This window comes from Paenibacillus bovis (assembly GCF_001421015.2).
Taxonomy (GTDB): Bacteria; Bacillota; Bacilli; order Paenibacillales; family Paenibacillaceae; genus Saccharibacillus; species Saccharibacillus bovis.
The window spans coordinates 3,843,343-3,858,903 of sequence record NZ_CP013023.1 but is presented as its reverse complement, the minus strand read 5'-3'; the positions used below and the strand labels follow the sequence as shown (position 1 = coordinate 3,858,903).

The window sequence follows — 15,561 nt, the reverse complement described above, 5'->3', positions numbered from 1 at the left end:
TTGCATAGAGTAAACAAGTACATCGTAATTTCATAAATGGCAGGATTCATCGCTTACGGCTTCTTAGTAAGAAGCTGCTCACTGCTTGAATGCAGGAGCAGCCGATAGACTGCTTACTGGCGAATCTGGCCGTTGCCATAGATGCGGTATTTGGTGGAAGTGAGTGCAGGCAGTCCCATTGGACCGCGTGCATGCAGTTTTTGTGTACTGATGCCGATCTCTGCACCGAATCCGAACTCGAATCCATCGGTGAAGCGAGTAGAGGCATTATGATATACAGCGGCTGCATCGACTTCCTGCATGAACCGGGCGGCATTTTCTTCATCACGTGTAACGATACACTCGGAATGTTTGGTACCATAAGTTGCAATATGCTGGAGCGCTTCATCCAGATTATTTACGAATTTAATATTCAAAATGTAGTCGTTGTACTCGGTAGCATAATCCTGCTCGGTGGCGCTCTCTGCCCATGGCAGCAACTCACGGGTATGTGAGCAGCCGCGAATCTCTACCTGATGCTGACGCAGTGCATCTGCCAGCTGCAAAAAAGCCGCCTGATCATAGCCGGTATGAACGAGCAGTGTCTCCATCGAATTGCACACCGAAGGGCGCTGTACTTTGGCATTGAGTACAATATCGCGGGCCATATCGCTATCTGCAGAAGCATCAATCCATGTATGACAGATGCCGGCACCTGTCTCAATTACAGGTACTGTAGAGTTCTGTACGACATTCTGGATCAGGGAACTGCCGCCCCGTGGAATAATTACATCAATAAGGCCGTTTAACTTCATTAGTTCATTGACCGAAGCACGATCCGCATCTTCGATCAGCTGGAGCGCTTCTTTGGGCATCGCCGAATGTTCCAGCGCTTCATGCAACACTTCAACAATCCGTCGGTTGGAAGACAAGGCTGCCGAACCGCCTCGCAGCACGACTGCATTGCCTGTTTTGAGTGATAATCCTGCAGCATCTACGGTCACATTGGGACGAGCTTCGTAGATAATACCGATCACACCGAGCGGTACGCGAATTTTCTCGATAATCAAGCCGTTGGGCCGCTCGATTGTCTCCAACAGCGTACCTACAGGATCATCCAGATCAGCAATTTGGCGCAATGCTGAGGCGATAGCTTCGATACGCATATAATCCAGACGCAGCCGATCCAGCATGGACTCGGAAGTTCCTTCGCGGCGCCCCCGTTCAATATCTTCATCATTCGCTGTAATAATAGAATCGGCCTGATGAACAAGTGCTTCGGCCATTAGCATCAACGCTTCATTTTTGGCAGATGTGCTCAGATTGGCCAGCTTGCCTGCTGCTTGATGGGCCAGTGTAGCTTTGTTAACTACTTCACTCATGGGAATACCTCCTGGATATAGTTTTTAATTCACTTTATGATTGATATCAAATTGTAAAATTTCTGGGTTGGTACAGTATTTGTTAATTATGCAATTTGTACTGTGTACCTATAGTGTAATCCATTCATCCCGGTGAATAGCTTCCAGATGCTGGATATCCTCAATGCCCAGCTTGGCAGCAATATCGGTACTAGGCAGACCGGCGATCTGCTGCAGCTGATCATGATCGTAATTGACAATGCCACGCCCCAGTATTTCTTTTTGCAGATTCTGTACTTCGACGACATCGCCAATATGAAATTGTCCTTCTACCTGACGTATACCTACTGGCAGCAGACTGCGACCTTGATGCAGCAATGCTTTTTCTGCGCCCTGGTCGACAATCAATGTACCGAGCGGGATGGAGAGGAAGCCGAGCCACTGCTTTTTCATCGGCAGGGAAGAGGTGTGGGTTGTAAAATAAGTCCCTTTCCCGGTTCCGTGGGCGGCATTCAGCAGATCGCCGATCTCGCGTACCTGACCGACAAATACCGGTACACCGCCACGGGTGGCGATTTTGGCAGCATCCACCTTGGAACGCATACCGCCTGTGCCTACTGCCGAACCGGCTCCACCGGCCATCGCATAGATTTCGTCTGTAATCTCTTCAATCTGTTCATAACGTACAGCAGACGGATCTTTGCGCGGATCGGCTGTATATAGACCATCCATATCGGTCAAAATGAGCAGATTGGATGCTTTGGCCAGATTGGCCACCAATGCGGATAATGTATCATTATCGCCAAACTTGAGTTCGTCCACGGAGACGGTATCATTCTCGTTAATAATCGGAATGACACCTTGTTTGAGCAGTTCCTCGATGGTCATACTGGCATTGGCCGCCCGCTTGCGATGGTTAAAATCACTTCGTGTCAGAAGGATCTGGGCGCTGACGATACCATGTTTGCCAAAAGCCTCCTGGTAATCACGCATCAGCAGGGCCTGACCGACCGAAGCAGCTGCCTGCTTTTCGTGCAGCAGCCGCGGACGCATGCTATATCCGATTTCCCGGAAGCCTGCTGCTACCGCTCCCGACGTTACCAGCAGTACCGAATATCCAGCCTGCTGAAGAGCAGCAATTTCCGCTGCAAAAAATTGGACGGCTTCATGATTTAGTCCACCCTGAGGACCTGTCAGCGAGCTGCTGCCGATTTTGACGACAATACGCTGTTGTACCATTAACTATTCACTCCTTTGATTCATACAAAAAAAGACTTTCATCCCCTGTATCGATTGATACAAAAGGACGAAAGTCTGTACTTCCGCGGTACCACCTTTGTTGACAGAAAAAGCTTCTGTCCGGCTCCATTCCCTTATAACGGAGGAAGACCGTTCAGCGTTTGGGCGCTGAAAGCTCGGGGGCAGGTTCGGCAAAGGCAGGCGGTGAATCCTTTCAGCCGGTGGGATTCACTCTCTATGCACGCCGCGGGGTTGCTTACTATTCCCGTCATTGCAATTATTTCATGCTATTATCAGGACAGCTGCTTAATCACAGGAATATAACCCCCTGCAAAAGAAGCTCTGTCCGACATCCACAATGTGATCATTGCTGGTATTGCACATTAGAATAGCACGTTACGTTACTTTTGCCAAGCACCGCATTGCTTGCTTCCAGCAAAAAGTTTGGTTAGCATGCTATATAAAAATCTGCGATCTATTCCTGATCCTATCGTCTGTTGAACACGTAGATCTATTCTCTGTCTCAGAACAGGTTCAGTTTACCGATGCGACGAACGGCTTCACGCAGACGTTCTTCCGATGTGAGCAGGCCAATACGCACGTAGCCTTCTCCATTCGTACCAAAACCGATGCCCGGGGCTACAGCGACATGCGCCTTTTCCAGCAGCAAAGTAGCAAATTCTCTGGAATTCATGCCGTCCGGTACAGGAAGCCAGCAGAAGAAAGAGCCTTTGGGAGCTTCTGCTTTCCAGCCGATCTGCTCCAGTTCTTCAAAGAAAGCATTCCGCCGGGACTCATACATGTGTACCAGATCTTTGACACATTGCTGATCATCGGTAAGTGCGCGTGCCGCTGCTGCCTGAATACCACCAAACAGACTGACATAGACATGATCCTGCATCAGATTGATCAGGCGGATAATTTCCTTGTTGCCCAGAGCAAACGCGACACGCCAGCCAGCCATATTGTAGGTTTTGGATAGAGTGTAGAATTCGACGCCCACTTCCTTGGCACCCGGCACCTGCAGAAAGCTGACCGGTTGTTCACCGTCAAATCCTATTGCACCATAGGCAAAGTCGCTGGCCACCACAATTTGATTTTCTTTTGCAAACTGTACGGTTTGTTCATAAAAAGAATATGGAGCCGTTGCGGAGGTTGGGTTATTCGGATAATTGAGAAACATGAGCTTGGCACGCTCCAGCACCTTGGGAGCAATCGCACTATAGTCCGGTAGATAGGCATGATCCTCGGTCAGCGGCATAAAAGCCATCTCTGCACCGGATAATGCTACGCCTGACCAGTAATCGGGATAACCCGGATCAGGTACGAGGCAGATATCGCCGGATTCCAGCATGATCTGGCTGATTTCGATCAGTCCTGTTTTGCCTCCGAATAATATAGCTACCTCCGTCTCCGGGTCCAGATCTACATTGTAATCTTCCTTGTAGCGCTGGGCCGCAGCTTCCTTGAGAAAAGCATAGCCGGAAAATGGAGAGTATTTGTGATACTGCGGGTTGCCTGCCGCTTCGCGCAGCTCCTCGACGATATGCGGAGGAGTCGGCTGGTCGGGATTCCCCTGTCCAAGATTGATAACATCATGTCCGGCAGCGACCTGCCGATTGACATCCTGAACGAGTTTGGCAAAAAACTGCTCGGGCAGCTGATTCATCACACCGGCAGGCTGGATAGCAAAAGCAGAGCCTGTTCCGTTGTTGTTATTTTGCATCGTATTCATCACTCCGGTAGGTTCATTTTGGGTAAAATCTACATAGTCTTCCTAATCTATCACGATTTATCCGATGCGTATAGATGTATTTTGTGCAAACCACAGGCAGGGCATTGATTTTACCGGAATACTAAGGATATGATGGAGGCAAGCTGGATAGCGCCGCAGTGTGCTACCGGAATTGAATAGTAAGGAGAGAATAATAATGACCACGCGCGCTTTACATATTAGTCTAATCCAGATGGATATTGAACTGGGCAATCCGGAAGTGAATCTGCAGCGAGCCGAAGAATGGATTACCCGGGCGATGGAAGCCCAGCCAAGACCGGATGTGATTGTCCTGCCCGAAATGTGGAATACAGGCTATGCGCTGGATCGGCTGGACGGACTGGCAGAGCCGGAAAATGGGCCGTATACATTCTGGATGAGCGAGACTGCCCGGCATTACAAGATTACTCTGGTAGGAGGATCAATCTCCGAGCAGCGGCAGTCGGGATTTTATAATACGCTGTATGTGTTTGGCCCGGATGGGGAACGGACAGCCCGCTATGACAAGATTCATTTATTCAAATTAATGAATGAGGAAAAGTTTATGCAACCAGGTGAAGAAACGGCACTGTTCCCTCTCGGCGATATTACCGCAGCCGCTTCGATCTGTTATGATATCCGGTTTCCCGAACTGGCGCGTACACTGGCACTGGCTGGAGCCAAAGTCTGGTTCGTACCGGCAGAGTGGCCGCATCCCCGTCTGAATCACTGGCGTACCTTGTTGACAGCCCGCGCAATCGAGAATCAGATGTATGTGATTGCCTGTAATCGGGTGGGACGGGACGAGAAAAGTCACTTCTTTGGTCATTCGATGGTTATTGATCCGTGGGGCGAAATTGTGGCAGAAAGTAATGATGAAGAAGGTATACTGACAGCAACGATAGATCTGGATTTATCCGAAGAGGTACGTGGACGAATTCCCGTATTTACCGATCGCCGTCCGGAGCTGTATCGGCACGAAGAGAAATAATAAATCCTCTATAATAAGATAGCTTATATAATGGAATAAGGCAGTCTAACCGTCCGCACTAAAGAAACCGTTCATTCGCTATATATAGCCTTGGGATGAACGTTTCTTTAGTGGGAATATAGATAACGCTTACATATTACTTTTGTTGATATAAAATGGAGGCCGATAGAATGAGTACAACATTTTTGCTGATCAGGCATGCACTGAAAGAGAAAACAAGGGGCGATGTAGGAATCACAGATGAAGGGAAAAGTCAGGCGCAGCTTACGGCTGCCTATTTACAGCAGTATTCAGTTACTGCCGTGATTGCCAGTCCACTGCGCAGAGTAGAGGAAACAGCTGCCTATATTGCTACTGCAGTTCAGAGTCCTTTGCAAAAGGAGCCTCGTCTAAGAGAGCGTGCCAATTGGGGAGATATGCCGGGTCAGACTTTTGAGCAGTTTGTGGAAATGTGGGAGCGCTGCACAGCGGATCGGAATTATATACCACCCGTAGGAGATTCTGCCGGACAAGCAGGCGAGAGGTTGGGTATGGTATTATCCGAATTGGCAGAACAATATCCAGTAGACAGCACGATCGTTATTGTAACGCATGGCGGACTGATTACGGATTGGCTGGTTGGTGCCATACCACAGCAGCAGCTAACACAGTGGCATCCGGAATTTATTGCAGTCCAGAGTACGCTGATTCCGGAATGTTCGATTACCGAATTAGTATATGACAAAGGAAAGTACAAGCTCATCTCTTTTGCATCCATTTCTCATTTAAATAAAGAAAGAATAGAACAGAAAGGAAAATAAAACAGATAATTTAACTTACTAAAAGTTAGTTAGTTGTACTTTCAAAACTGTTTTGCTTTACCCCCTTTCATTCTTGGACAAACTGGATATAATAAAGATATAGAAATTATCTATAAATTAAGATATTTAAAACAAGATTATTTCTTCACCAATAACACATCCATGAAATACTAAAAATATCCAACAATCCAATTAATAATGAAAAAGGAGCTGGCTATAATGACACTTCGTACAGCAGGAATTCACCACATTACTTCTTTTGTTACGGATCCACAGCGCAATGTAGATTTTTATGCAGGCATTCTTGGACTTCGCATGGTAAAACAGACGATCAACTTTGATGCTCCCGAGGTATATCACTTGTATTTTGGTAATGAAGGCGGCAGCCCGGGAACTATCGTTACCTTTTTCCCGCAGCCGGGTTCTCGTAAAGGGGTTATCGGTGCCGGCCAACTCGGCATTACTGTATTTGCCGTACCGCCGGGTGCTCTGCCTTTCTGGGAAGAGCGTCTGAACCGTCTGAATATTCATGTGGAAAAAGCAGAACGCTTTGGTGAGCAATTGCTTCGCTTTACCGACTATGACGGACTGCGTATTGAACTGGCAGAACGTGAAGAAGGAGCTGCCAGTACCTGGGAATGGGATGGAATTACTTCTGCACAGGCCATCAAAGGTTTTGGCGGTGGTGTATTATTCAGCGGACGTCCCGAACGCACACTGCATACTATCGAGCATGTACTTGGCTTGACCCGAATCGGTGAAGAAGACGGTTACGTACGCTTCAAAGCTGTCGGTGATATCGGTAATATTATCGATGTGAATTCCCGGGATCTGCCGCGTGGAATCGGTGGAGCAGGAACCGTTCACCATATTGCCTGGCGGGCAGCGGATTTTGCAGAGCATGAGCAGTGGCGCGAACAAGTATCTGCAGCAGGATTCCAGCCTACGCCAGTGATTGATCGTCAATACTTTAATGCCGTGTATTTCCGTGAAGATGGCGGCATATTGTTTGAGATTGCGACAGATCCTCCGGGATTTGCCAATGACGAGACGGCTGAACAGATGGGTAGTAAACTGATGCTGCCGGAGTGGTATGAGCCGCAGCGTGAATTGATCCAAAATAATTTGCTTCCTATTCAGGTACGCAAAGTGGAGGGCAAATAAGATGACACTGACTATGAAGCATATATTCAAACAGGGAACAAATCCCGATCTGCCTGTCCTGCTCCTGCTGCACGGCACGGGCGGTAACGAACATGATCTGCTGCCGCTTGCAGGGATGCTGGCACCGGAAGCTTCGGTGCTTGGTGTCAGAGGCAATGTATCGGAGAATGGTATGCCACGCTTTTTCCGCCGGCTGGCCGAAGGCGTATTTGACGAACCGGATCTGATTGCACGTACGCATGAACTGAATGCCTTTCTGGATGCAGCTGCAGAGGAATATGGATTTGACCGTCGTAAAATAATTGCAGTCGGTTATTCCAATGGAGCCAATATTGCAGCCAGTCTGCTGTTCCATGATGCGCAGTCTTTGCAAGGAGCGATTTTGCATCATGCCATGGTACCACTGCGCAGTATTCAGCTTCCAGATTTGAACGGTATTCCTGTATTTATGGGTTCTGGTACGAATGATCCTATTATTCCGCGTGCAGAGAGTGAAGAGCTGGGACGAATGCTGACAGATGCAGGAGCCGATGTGCAGATGCACTGGGAAAATAGTGGTCACCAACTGACGACCACCGAGGTACAGGCTGCTGCAGCATGGTACGCAGCCAAAGTTCGCTAAACGAATGTAATAAAGCAGCCTATATTGATTATGGAATCTGCACAAAAAACGGGACCGCGTTAACATAACGCGTTGTCCCGTTTTTTTGTAGTGAAAATAAAGATAGAAGATTAAAGGTTATTTCCGATCTTCCGGCATCGCACAGGAATCGTCTGTACACATGTCCCCATCAGCCGAATTGCCGAGCATTTGCAGTGGATGGTCTTCTGTCCAGATATCATTCAGCGCTTTGGTGAACATTTCGGTTGGCTGGGCACCGGATACAGCATATTTATCATTGATAACAAAGAAAGGTACACCAGTGATTCCGAGCTGGCTGCCGAGATGTTCCTGACGTCGTACCAGATCTCCATACTGCTCGCTTTCCAGCATAGCTGTAGTTTGCTGACGGTCAAGCCCAACGCTTTCGGCGATATCGATCAGCGTAGCATGGTCGCCAATATGACGGGATTCCGTAAAGTAGGCCCGGAACAGAGCTTCATTCATTTCTTCGGCTTTGCCTTGATCAGCTGCGTATTGCATCAGACGATGTGCATCAAAGCTGTTGGTCAGGATCATGCTGTCAAATTGGAAATCCAGTCCTTCCTGAGCCGCCTGTGCACCTATATTCACATTCATCTGACGTGCCTGTTCGATAGTTGTGCCGTATTTTTGAGCAAGACTTTCATAAATATTCAGTGGAATATCACGTTCTGCCGACGGATCAAGCTCAAAGCTTTTGTAATTGACGGTTACTTCGTCGGCATGTGGAAATTGCGCCAAAGCATTTTGCAGTCTTGTTTTGCCGATATAGCAGAAAGGACACTGATAGTCGGACCAGATATCGATTTTCATTGATAAAACCTCCAGATCATTAGTTGCTGCTTTGCCTGTGTATGTGTTCATGGCTATAAAGTGCGCGCATGCTTCTGACAGACGGTCAGTCACCAAGTATATAATTTTATCCTACAATAATTACTTTTAATAATCAACTAACAAATATACATATTTGAAAATCTACTAAATATCCGATTCTGTTATGAATCAATATTTATATTTTGAGAATATCATTATAGAAAATAAATACCTCTGTCATTGCAGGGTGAGCTTTACTATCTGGGACTTCCTTTGCTTATACCAATTAGATTCGTTCCTGGGTGACTACATTTGCCATCGTTTCCTTGAATGTCTCGATAAAAGCTTCTGCTGCTTTGGATAAATAACGTCCTTTGCGTCGGGCGATAACAAGTGTACGACTGGGGATAGGCTCTGCTAGAGGGAGATAGACCGGCAGAAATTCACCGCGGCGTGCCCGGGCAATATAATGCGGTACAAAAGTAACGCCCATACCTGTAGCAACCAGAGACTGGATCGTCTCGATATTGTTACTTTCAAATACAACCTGGGGTTCAAATCCGGCTTCTCCGCATACATCGAACACAATTTTGCGGAAGCCCTGTCCTTTTTTCAATACGATAAATGACTCGTCTTTTAGCTCGGACAGCTTGACCGGAGTATGATCACCTGCCAGAAAGCGCTGAGCAAGAGGATGCGTAGGCGGAACAGCCAGATCGATCAATTCCTCTGCTACCGGTTCGTAGGTAAGCGAGGATTCGGTCAGCGGCAGAGCGAGCAGACTGAGATCCGTCTGGCCGCTGGCGGTCAGCTTTTCCAGATTGAGTGAAGTGTCTTCCAGCAGAACGACATCGATCTGTGGATAGGCTGCACGAAAAGCAGGCAGTACATGCGGCAGCAGATGAGAGCCTGTAATTTGCATACTGCCTACGATGACACGTCCACTCTGCAGCTGGGAAATATCAGCCATCTCTTTGCGCAGTTGTTCGACAGAATCGATAATTTTTTGGGCATGCTCTACAAAGCTGGACCCGGCATGGGTAAGTTCTACTGTGCTGGTATTACGCTGGAACAGCAGCACACCCAATTCTTTTTCCAGCTTGGACAACTGCTGGCTAAGAGAAGGTTGTGCAATATGAAGCTTCTCGGCTGCTCTTGAAAAGTTGCGTTCCGCTGCAATTTGCAGTGCATATTGTAATTGTCTGAGTTCCATAAGATGTCCCCTTTATTCCTTGTTGTCTTATAAGATAAACCTATAACTTCTATAGATATAATATCTTAGACCTATCGTACACACAATGTTATATTGTAATCATTATAAAAAAGCCTGTTGAAACGATACAGGCCGCCGATAAAGTAACTAACAGTAATTTCCACATATTTCAAATTACTACGAGTAAAAGGACAGGCATTCAGCAGTAAAAAGCAGCAGTGCATTTTCAGGTCCGATCTGTACGGGAGACAGCCTAGCGCTATCCCACCGGAAATGCGGCAGCTTGGGATTACAATCCATGATGGGGTGAGAATAATGAGCAAAAAGACATTGTATGAGAAAATCTGGGATAACCACGTAATTCATCAGGAAGAAGGCAAGCCGAGCGTACTGTATATCGATCTGCATCTTGTTCACGAAGTAACTTCTCCGCAGGCATTTGAAGGTTTGCGCCTGAGCAATCGTCAGGTTCGCCGTCCGGAGCTTACGTTTGCCACGATGGATCATAATGTACCAACGTTTGATCGCTACAATATTACCGACCCGATCTCCAAGCAGCAAATAGATACGCTGACTCAGAACTGCCGTGACTTCGGCGTGAAGCTATTCGATCTCGATACGATCGACCAGGGCGTTGTTCACGTTATGGGACCTGAACTCGGCCTGACCCACCCTGGTAAAACGATTGTCTGTGGAGACAGCCATACATCGACTCATGGTGCATTTGGCGCTCTGGCATTCGGTATCGGTACGAGTGAAGTAGAGCACGTACTAGCTACCCAGTGCCTGCAGCAGTCCACTTCCAAAACTATGGAAATCCGCTTTGTAGGTTCACGCAAACCAGGTGTAACGGCCAAGGATATGATCCTCGGTGTAATTGCCAAATACGGAACCGACTTTGCGACAGGTTATGTTATCGAATATACAGGTGAAGCGATTCGCGACCTCTCGATGGAAGAGCGCATGACCGTATGTAATATGTCTATTGAAGGCGGAGCGCGTGCAGGATTGATTGCACCGGATGAGACGACTTTCTCTTATCTGCGTGGACGTCAGTATGTACCGCAGGGTGCAGCTTTTGACGAAGCGGTTGCCCGCTGGAAGGAACTGACTACTGATGAAGGTGCTGTTTATGACACGATACTGGAATTCGATGTAGATGCGTTGATTCCGCAGGTAACCTGGGGCACCAGTCCGGGAATGGGAACGGATATTACATCGGCTGTACCTAATCCGGCTGACTTCACCACTGAAAATGAACGCAGAGCGGCTGAAAAAGCGCTTGAATATATGGATCTCGTACCAGGTACGCCAATGTCCGAGATTCCGGTCGATTATGTATTTATCGGCTCCTGTACGAATGGACGGATCGAGGATCTGCGTGCTGCGGCCGAAGTCGCTCGCGGCTACACCGTATCCGACCGTCTGACAGCTATTGTCGTTCCAGGCTCCGGCCGCGTCAAAATCCAGGCGGAAAAAGAAGGACTCGATGTGATCTTCAAGGAAGCCGGTTTTGAATGGCGCGAAGCAGGATGCAGTATGTGTCTCGCGATGAATCCCGATGTACTGAAGCCGGGACAGCGCTGCGCATCCACATCCAACCGTAACTTTGAAGGACGTCAGGGCCGGGGCGGACGTACGCATCTGGTATCTCCGGCTATGGCGGCAGCTGCAGCGATTACAGGTCACTTTACCGATGTTCGTGACTGGGAATTCAAGTCCGAGCCGGTATTGAATTAATTCGTTGATAAGCATGCCGTGAAGATCGTATACCCAATCGTGCACCCGGCATCGCTTTGGCGATAATAATGGAGAGAATCGCAGACCTATGTACGGTATTTAGAGAGGAGTCTATATCAATGGAACCATTCAAACAGTTAAACGGTATTGTCGCACCGGTAGACCGGGTCAATGTAGATACAGATGCTATCATTCCCAAGCAATTTCTGAAACGGATCGAACGGACAGGTTTCGGCCAGTTCCTGTTCTATGAATGGCGCTGGGATGAAGAAGGGAATGTGAATGAGAATTTTGATATGAATCAGCCGCGTTACCAGGGAGCTTCTGTTCTGGTATCCCGAGCCAACTTTGGCTGTGGATCTTCCCGTGAGCATGCGCCATGGGCGATTATGGATTACGGATTCCGCTGTGTCATTGCCCCTTCTTTTGCAGATATCTTCTATAATAACTGTTTCAAAAACGGTATTCTGCCCATCAAGCTCTCTGAAGAGCAAGTACAGGATCTGTTTGAACGTACAGCTGCCCATGAAGGGTACCGTCTTAATGTAGACCTGGAAAACAAACAGCTTACCGATGAGTATGGACTGCATATTGATTTTGATCTGGATGAGCATCGCCGGCAGTTTCTGCTGCAGGGACTGGATGATATCGGTCTGACTCTTCAGCATGAATCCGAGATCACAGCCTATGAGCAATCCAGAGGTGCACACCTGTTTGCCTGAATGTTCAGTAGAGCAGCCGTGCACGGATAATTTATAATACTGTTTTACAAATCGTTATTATAAAAATGCATAACTCTGTCGATATTAGCTACGACAGAGTTATGCATTTTTTTTGGTGAATGATAATCCGGCGCAGACGGTGCAGGCTCTGCGATCTCGATCATTCCTTTTCAAAATGGACAGGAAATAATCGGGAAAAGCATGCGAAAATGAAAATTCACTCGCAACTTTTGGGAAGCACAAGCGTCTAATATGTCGTCTGGTAATAACATTTGCCGGTACAGCCGTGCTGGGTAGTTCGGTAATTAAAACGGGAATGGTAGGGGTGAAGAATGAAGAAATTAGGTTTTTTAGTCTTTTTGTTGGTGTTTATGTGGTCCTTTCCCCATATCGGCGAAGCTGCCACAGACACGAAAGTTGTACTGAACGGTCAACAACTCAGCATTCCGGAAGAAGTGCAGAATATCAAGGGTTCGGTGATGGTGCCGATTCGGGTGATTTCCCAGAATCTTGGCTATCAGGTGAAATGGGATCAATCTGCGGGTCAGGTCAATATTGATGGCGAAGGCAAGTCCATTCAACTGTATATTGGCAAGAATGCAGCTTCTGTAGACAACAAAACGTACAGCTTGAACACCGCACCGGTGATTCAAAATGGTACAACGATGGTACCGATCCGACTGGTAAGTGAACAGATGGGTATCGGAGTACACTGGAACAACAGCGACAAAATTGTCACATTGACATCGACGGGCACGAGCACCGGCGGAGGAACGACTTCGGACGCGGACAAGGCAACTTCCGAAAACGGTCTTGCACTGGTGAACGGCATCAGCTTCAGTGAAAGTCGCCTGCTGGTGACGCTGGATAAGAGCGTGACGCCAAAAGTATCCAAAATGGATTCACCAAACCGTATCGTAGTCGATCTGCCAAATGCTGATTTTGGCGGCGGATTCGAACAGGGAGCCAATGCGGAAGCAGGACAGATTGCTACGCTGGCTGTTCCAAATAACGAGAATGTATCACAGGTTCGTTATTCCCAATACAGTACAGACCCATCAAGCGTACGTATTGTTATCGATCTGAAAAAAGATCGGAACTACGAAGTATTTAACGAAGGTCAGGGTCTGCTGATTGTAGATCTGACAGCAAACAATGGTACAAACAAACAGCCGGATTCGACAACTGGCGCAACACAGCCAGGTTCCTCGGTAGGTCATTCCGGTAAAAAAGTTGTTGTTATTGATGCCGGTCATGGTTATCAGGATCCAGGTGCTATCGGCTCCCAGACAACCGAGAAAAAGCTCAACCTCGGACTGGCACTGAAAGTGGAAGCACTGCTCAAGGATGATCCGAATATCGATGTTATCCTGACACGCTCGGATGATACGTTCCTCGAACTCAAAGAACGTGTCAAAGTGGCCGAGAAGCTGAATGCCGATGTATTTGTCTCCATTCATGCAAACAGCAGCGGTTCATCAGCTGCCTCGGGTACAGAAACGTACTACCAGCGCAGCAGTAGCAAAAAGCTGGCACAGACGATCCACAAGTATTTTGTAGCCGCTACAGGCTTCAAGGACCGCGGTGTACAATACGGTAACTTCCATGTTATTCGTGAAACGACGATGCCTGCTGTACTGCTCGAAGTTGGTTTTATCAGCAACAAAGTGGAAGAATCCAAAATGATGGATTCCGCCAAACAGGATCAGATCGCTGCATCTGTCGTCAAAGGGATCAAAGAATATCTTGGCGTATCCTGATAGATAATGATCCAAAGTCATTCGTTTTAATCAGGCCAGCCGCTCCCATCCGCAGGGAGGGCTGGTCTTTTTTATTCCATTTTCTGTAATATAGTCGGCGGTTTAGCAATTGTCATCCGTGACAATAAAATTACTGAAATTTCATGTAAAGTATACGTGCAATTACAGTCAGAACATGTTAAGATACGAATTGTATTGTCATTGAAGATGGAGCAACAGAGTCCGACACGTAATCCAGCAATCCCATCATCAGGTACCGTGAGACGATACCGTCTGCATCACGATTCATATCGTGAACAGGCGGTTTTTTGCAGGAGGAATGAAAATGAATGCCGCTACCGTAAGACATATTCTGGACACGCTTGCCGGCATGTTTCCCGATGCCCACTGCGAGCTTAATCATAGCAACGCCTTTGAACTGACGATTGCCGTTCTGCTCTCCGCACAGTGTACAGACGCAACAGTCAACAAGGTAACGGTTGATTTATTTCAGAAATACCGTACACCGCAAGATTATCTGAACGTGCCGCTGGAAGAGCTGGAGCAGGATATACGGCGGATCGGGTTGTATCGCAGCAAAGCCAAGCATATCCAGAATTTATGCCGGATTCTGATCGAACAGTATGGCGGCGATGTACCGGGAGAGCACGATCTGCTCGTGCAGCTGCCGGGTGTGGGCCGCAAGACAGCCAACGTCGTAGTGTCCAATGCTTTCGGAGTGCCTGCTTTTGCCGTGGATACCCATGTGGAACGAGTATCCAAACGACTGGGTCTCGCCAATTGGAAAGACAATGTACTGGAAGTCGAGCGTAAATTGATGAAGCGTGTTCCACGTGAAGAGTGGACATTATCGCATCATCGATTTATCTTTTTCGGAAGGTACCATTGCAAGGCGCAAAATCCCGCCTGTCAGATCTGTCCATTGCTCGATATTTGCCGTGAAGGCAAAAAAAGAATGAAAACGTCTCTCGTAATCAAGGACAAGTCCGCCAAACCGCGTACGTCCAGAGCGAAGGGCAACCAATCTAATACTACAACATAAAAAGAGGTCGAACGTTATGAAATGCATTTCCGTCTACACTGATAACTTTGAACAATTCTCCGATATCTTCGAACAGATCGTCGCTGAGGAATTGGTTGAAAACGAAGAAAAAGTAGTTGAAGGAATTACTGTCAACTATTCTGGTGATGTACCGGAACATTACCTTGAGCGCATGGCACAAAAGCGCGATGTCGTGGTTATGAAAGATAAAGGCAGAGGGATCACCATTCTGCAGCATGGCAAATTGTTTGAAGTTCTGGTTCCGGTTGCGGAAGCAGAAGCAAGCGTAGTTTAAGACAAGATCCATACATGATGTTTATAGAGAAAGGCTGCTTGGCCAT

At 47.5% G+C, this 15,561-nt stretch carries 14 protein-coding genes and 1 other annotated feature; of the genes, 9 read left to right on the top strand and 5 right to left on the bottom strand.

The features are described 5' to 3' along the window. Window positions 1–113 precede the first annotated feature (113 nt). The 3 genes from AR543_RS16360 to AR543_RS16350 all read right to left on the bottom strand — a co-directional run bounded on the left by AR543_RS16360 (window position 114) and on the right by AR543_RS16350 (window position 4,314). Complete coding sequence (locus tag AR543_RS16360) at window positions 114–1,361, bottom strand: glutamate-5-semialdehyde dehydrogenase (protein ID WP_060535512.1); 1,248 nt, start codon at window positions 1,359–1,361, stop codon at window positions 114–116. Between the two features lie 108 nt (window positions 1,362–1,469). After that, complete coding sequence (proB, locus tag AR543_RS16355) at window positions 1,470–2,579, bottom strand: glutamate 5-kinase (RefSeq protein WP_060535511.1); 1,110 nt, start codon at window positions 2,577–2,579, stop codon at window positions 1,470–1,472. A gap of 60 nt (window positions 2,580–2,639) precedes the next feature. Next, window positions 2,640–2,860, bottom strand: a binding site (T-box leader). A 242-nt stretch (window positions 2,861–3,102) separates the two neighbouring features. After that, window positions 3,103–4,314 carry a pyridoxal phosphate-dependent aminotransferase gene (locus AR543_RS16350; RefSeq protein ID WP_418304228.1) on the bottom strand — a complete coding sequence of 404 codons (1,212 nt, stop codon included), beginning with the start codon at window positions 4,312–4,314 and terminating at the stop codon, window positions 3,103–3,105. A gap of 196 nt (window positions 4,315–4,510) precedes the next feature. On the opposite strand from AR543_RS16350, the gene AR543_RS16345 reads away from it, so the two are divergent. The 4 genes from AR543_RS16345 (at window position 4,511) to AR543_RS16330 (ending at window position 7,909) form a co-directional block, all read left to right on the top strand. Continuing rightward, the gene (locus AR543_RS16345; RefSeq protein ID WP_060535509.1) at window positions 4,511–5,323 is read left to right on the top strand and encodes a carbon-nitrogen family hydrolase; all 813 of its coding nucleotides are present in this window, start codon (window positions 4,511–4,513) and stop codon (window positions 5,321–5,323) included. A gap of 170 nt (window positions 5,324–5,493) precedes the next feature. Next, window positions 5,494–6,123 (top strand): histidine phosphatase family protein, encoded by a 630-nt coding sequence (locus tag AR543_RS16340; RefSeq protein ID WP_060535508.1) that lies wholly within the window; start codon window positions 5,494–5,496, stop codon window positions 6,121–6,123. Window positions 6,124–6,342: 219 nt separating this feature from the next. Further along, window positions 6,343–7,287, top strand: coding sequence for a ring-cleaving dioxygenase (locus AR543_RS16335; RefSeq protein ID WP_060535507.1), 945 nt, complete (start codon window positions 6,343–6,345; stop codon window positions 7,285–7,287). Between the two features lie 13 nt (window positions 7,288–7,300). Then, a complete protein-coding gene (locus tag AR543_RS16330; protein ID WP_060536821.1) occupies window positions 7,301–7,909 on the top strand; it encodes an alpha/beta hydrolase in 609 nt (202 codons plus the stop codon). Between the two features lie 117 nt (window positions 7,910–8,026). Here AR543_RS16330 and AR543_RS16325 read toward each other — a convergent pair whose 3' ends face one another. Then, a complete protein-coding gene (locus tag AR543_RS16325; protein WP_060535506.1) occupies window positions 8,027–8,743 on the bottom strand; it encodes a DsbA family oxidoreductase in 717 nt (238 codons plus the stop codon). 286 nt (window positions 8,744–9,029) lie between these two features. Further along, entirely contained in the window at window positions 9,030–9,956 is a 927-nt protein-coding gene (locus AR543_RS16320) for a LysR family transcriptional regulator (protein WP_060535505.1), read from the bottom strand. 315 nt (window positions 9,957–10,271) lie between these two features. Here AR543_RS16320 and leuC point away from each other — a divergent pair, with 315 nt between their 5' ends. From leuC to AR543_RS16295, 5 genes are all read left to right on the top strand, one after another. Beyond that, entirely contained in the window at window positions 10,272–11,696 is a 1,425-nt protein-coding gene (gene leuC / locus AR543_RS16315; RefSeq protein WP_060535504.1) for a 3-isopropylmalate dehydratase large subunit, read from the top strand. A gap of 119 nt (window positions 11,697–11,815) precedes the next feature. Continuing rightward, window positions 11,816–12,418, top strand: coding sequence for a 3-isopropylmalate dehydratase small subunit (gene leuD, locus AR543_RS16310; protein ID WP_060535503.1), 603 nt, complete (start codon window positions 11,816–11,818; stop codon window positions 12,416–12,418). 371 nt (window positions 12,419–12,789) lie between these two features. Continuing rightward, window positions 12,790–14,178: an N-acetylmuramoyl-L-alanine amidase family protein gene (locus AR543_RS16305; protein ID WP_335582715.1), complete on the top strand. Its 1,389-nt coding sequence runs from the start codon at window positions 12,790–12,792 to the stop codon at window positions 14,176–14,178. Window positions 14,179–14,503: 325 nt separating this feature from the next. Then, on the top strand, window positions 14,504–15,220 hold the full coding sequence (nth, locus tag AR543_RS16300) for an endonuclease III (RefSeq protein ID WP_060535501.1): 717 nt from the start codon (window positions 14,504–14,506) through the stop codon (window positions 15,218–15,220). Between the two features lie 16 nt (window positions 15,221–15,236). Beyond that, the gene (locus AR543_RS16295) at window positions 15,237–15,515 is read left to right on the top strand and encodes a hypothetical protein (RefSeq protein ID WP_060535500.1); all 279 of its coding nucleotides are present in this window, start codon (window positions 15,237–15,239) and stop codon (window positions 15,513–15,515) included. The last annotated feature ends 46 nt before the right edge of the window (window positions 15,516–15,561 follow it).

Coding starts and splice junctions, on each gene's coding strand:
- AR543_RS16360 (WP_060535512.1), bottom strand. CDS start 1,361: ATGAGTGAAGTAGTTAACAAAGCTACACTGGCCCATCAAGCAGCAGGC.
- proB (WP_060535511.1), bottom strand. CDS start 2,579: ATGGTACAACAGCGTATTGTCGTCAAAATCGGCAGCAGCTCGCTGACA.
- AR543_RS16350 (WP_418304228.1), bottom strand. CDS start 4,314: ATGAATACGATGCAAAATAACAACAACGGAACAGGCTCTGCTTTTGCT.
- AR543_RS16345 (WP_060535509.1), top strand. CDS start 4,511: ATGACCACGCGCGCTTTACATATTAGTCTAATCCAGATGGATATTGAA.
- AR543_RS16340 (WP_060535508.1), top strand. CDS start 5,494: ATGAGTACAACATTTTTGCTGATCAGGCATGCACTGAAAGAGAAAACA.
- AR543_RS16335 (WP_060535507.1), top strand. CDS start 6,343: ATGACACTTCGTACAGCAGGAATTCACCACATTACTTCTTTTGTTACG.
- AR543_RS16330 (WP_060536821.1), top strand. CDS start 7,301: ATGAAGCATATATTCAAACAGGGAACAAATCCCGATCTGCCTGTCCTG.
- AR543_RS16325 (WP_060535506.1), bottom strand. CDS start 8,743: ATGAAAATCGATATCTGGTCCGACTATCAGTGTCCTTTCTGCTATATC.
- AR543_RS16320 (WP_060535505.1), bottom strand. CDS start 9,956: ATGGAACTCAGACAATTACAATATGCACTGCAAATTGCAGCGGAACGC.
- leuC (WP_060535504.1), top strand. CDS start 10,272: ATGAGCAAAAAGACATTGTATGAGAAAATCTGGGATAACCACGTAATT.
- leuD (WP_060535503.1), top strand. CDS start 11,816: ATGGAACCATTCAAACAGTTAAACGGTATTGTCGCACCGGTAGACCGG.
- AR543_RS16305 (WP_335582715.1), top strand. CDS start 12,790: ATGTGGTCCTTTCCCCATATCGGCGAAGCTGCCACAGACACGAAAGTT.
- nth (WP_060535501.1), top strand. CDS start 14,504: ATGAATGCCGCTACCGTAAGACATATTCTGGACACGCTTGCCGGCATG.
- AR543_RS16295 (WP_060535500.1), top strand. CDS start 15,237: ATGAAATGCATTTCCGTCTACACTGATAACTTTGAACAATTCTCCGAT.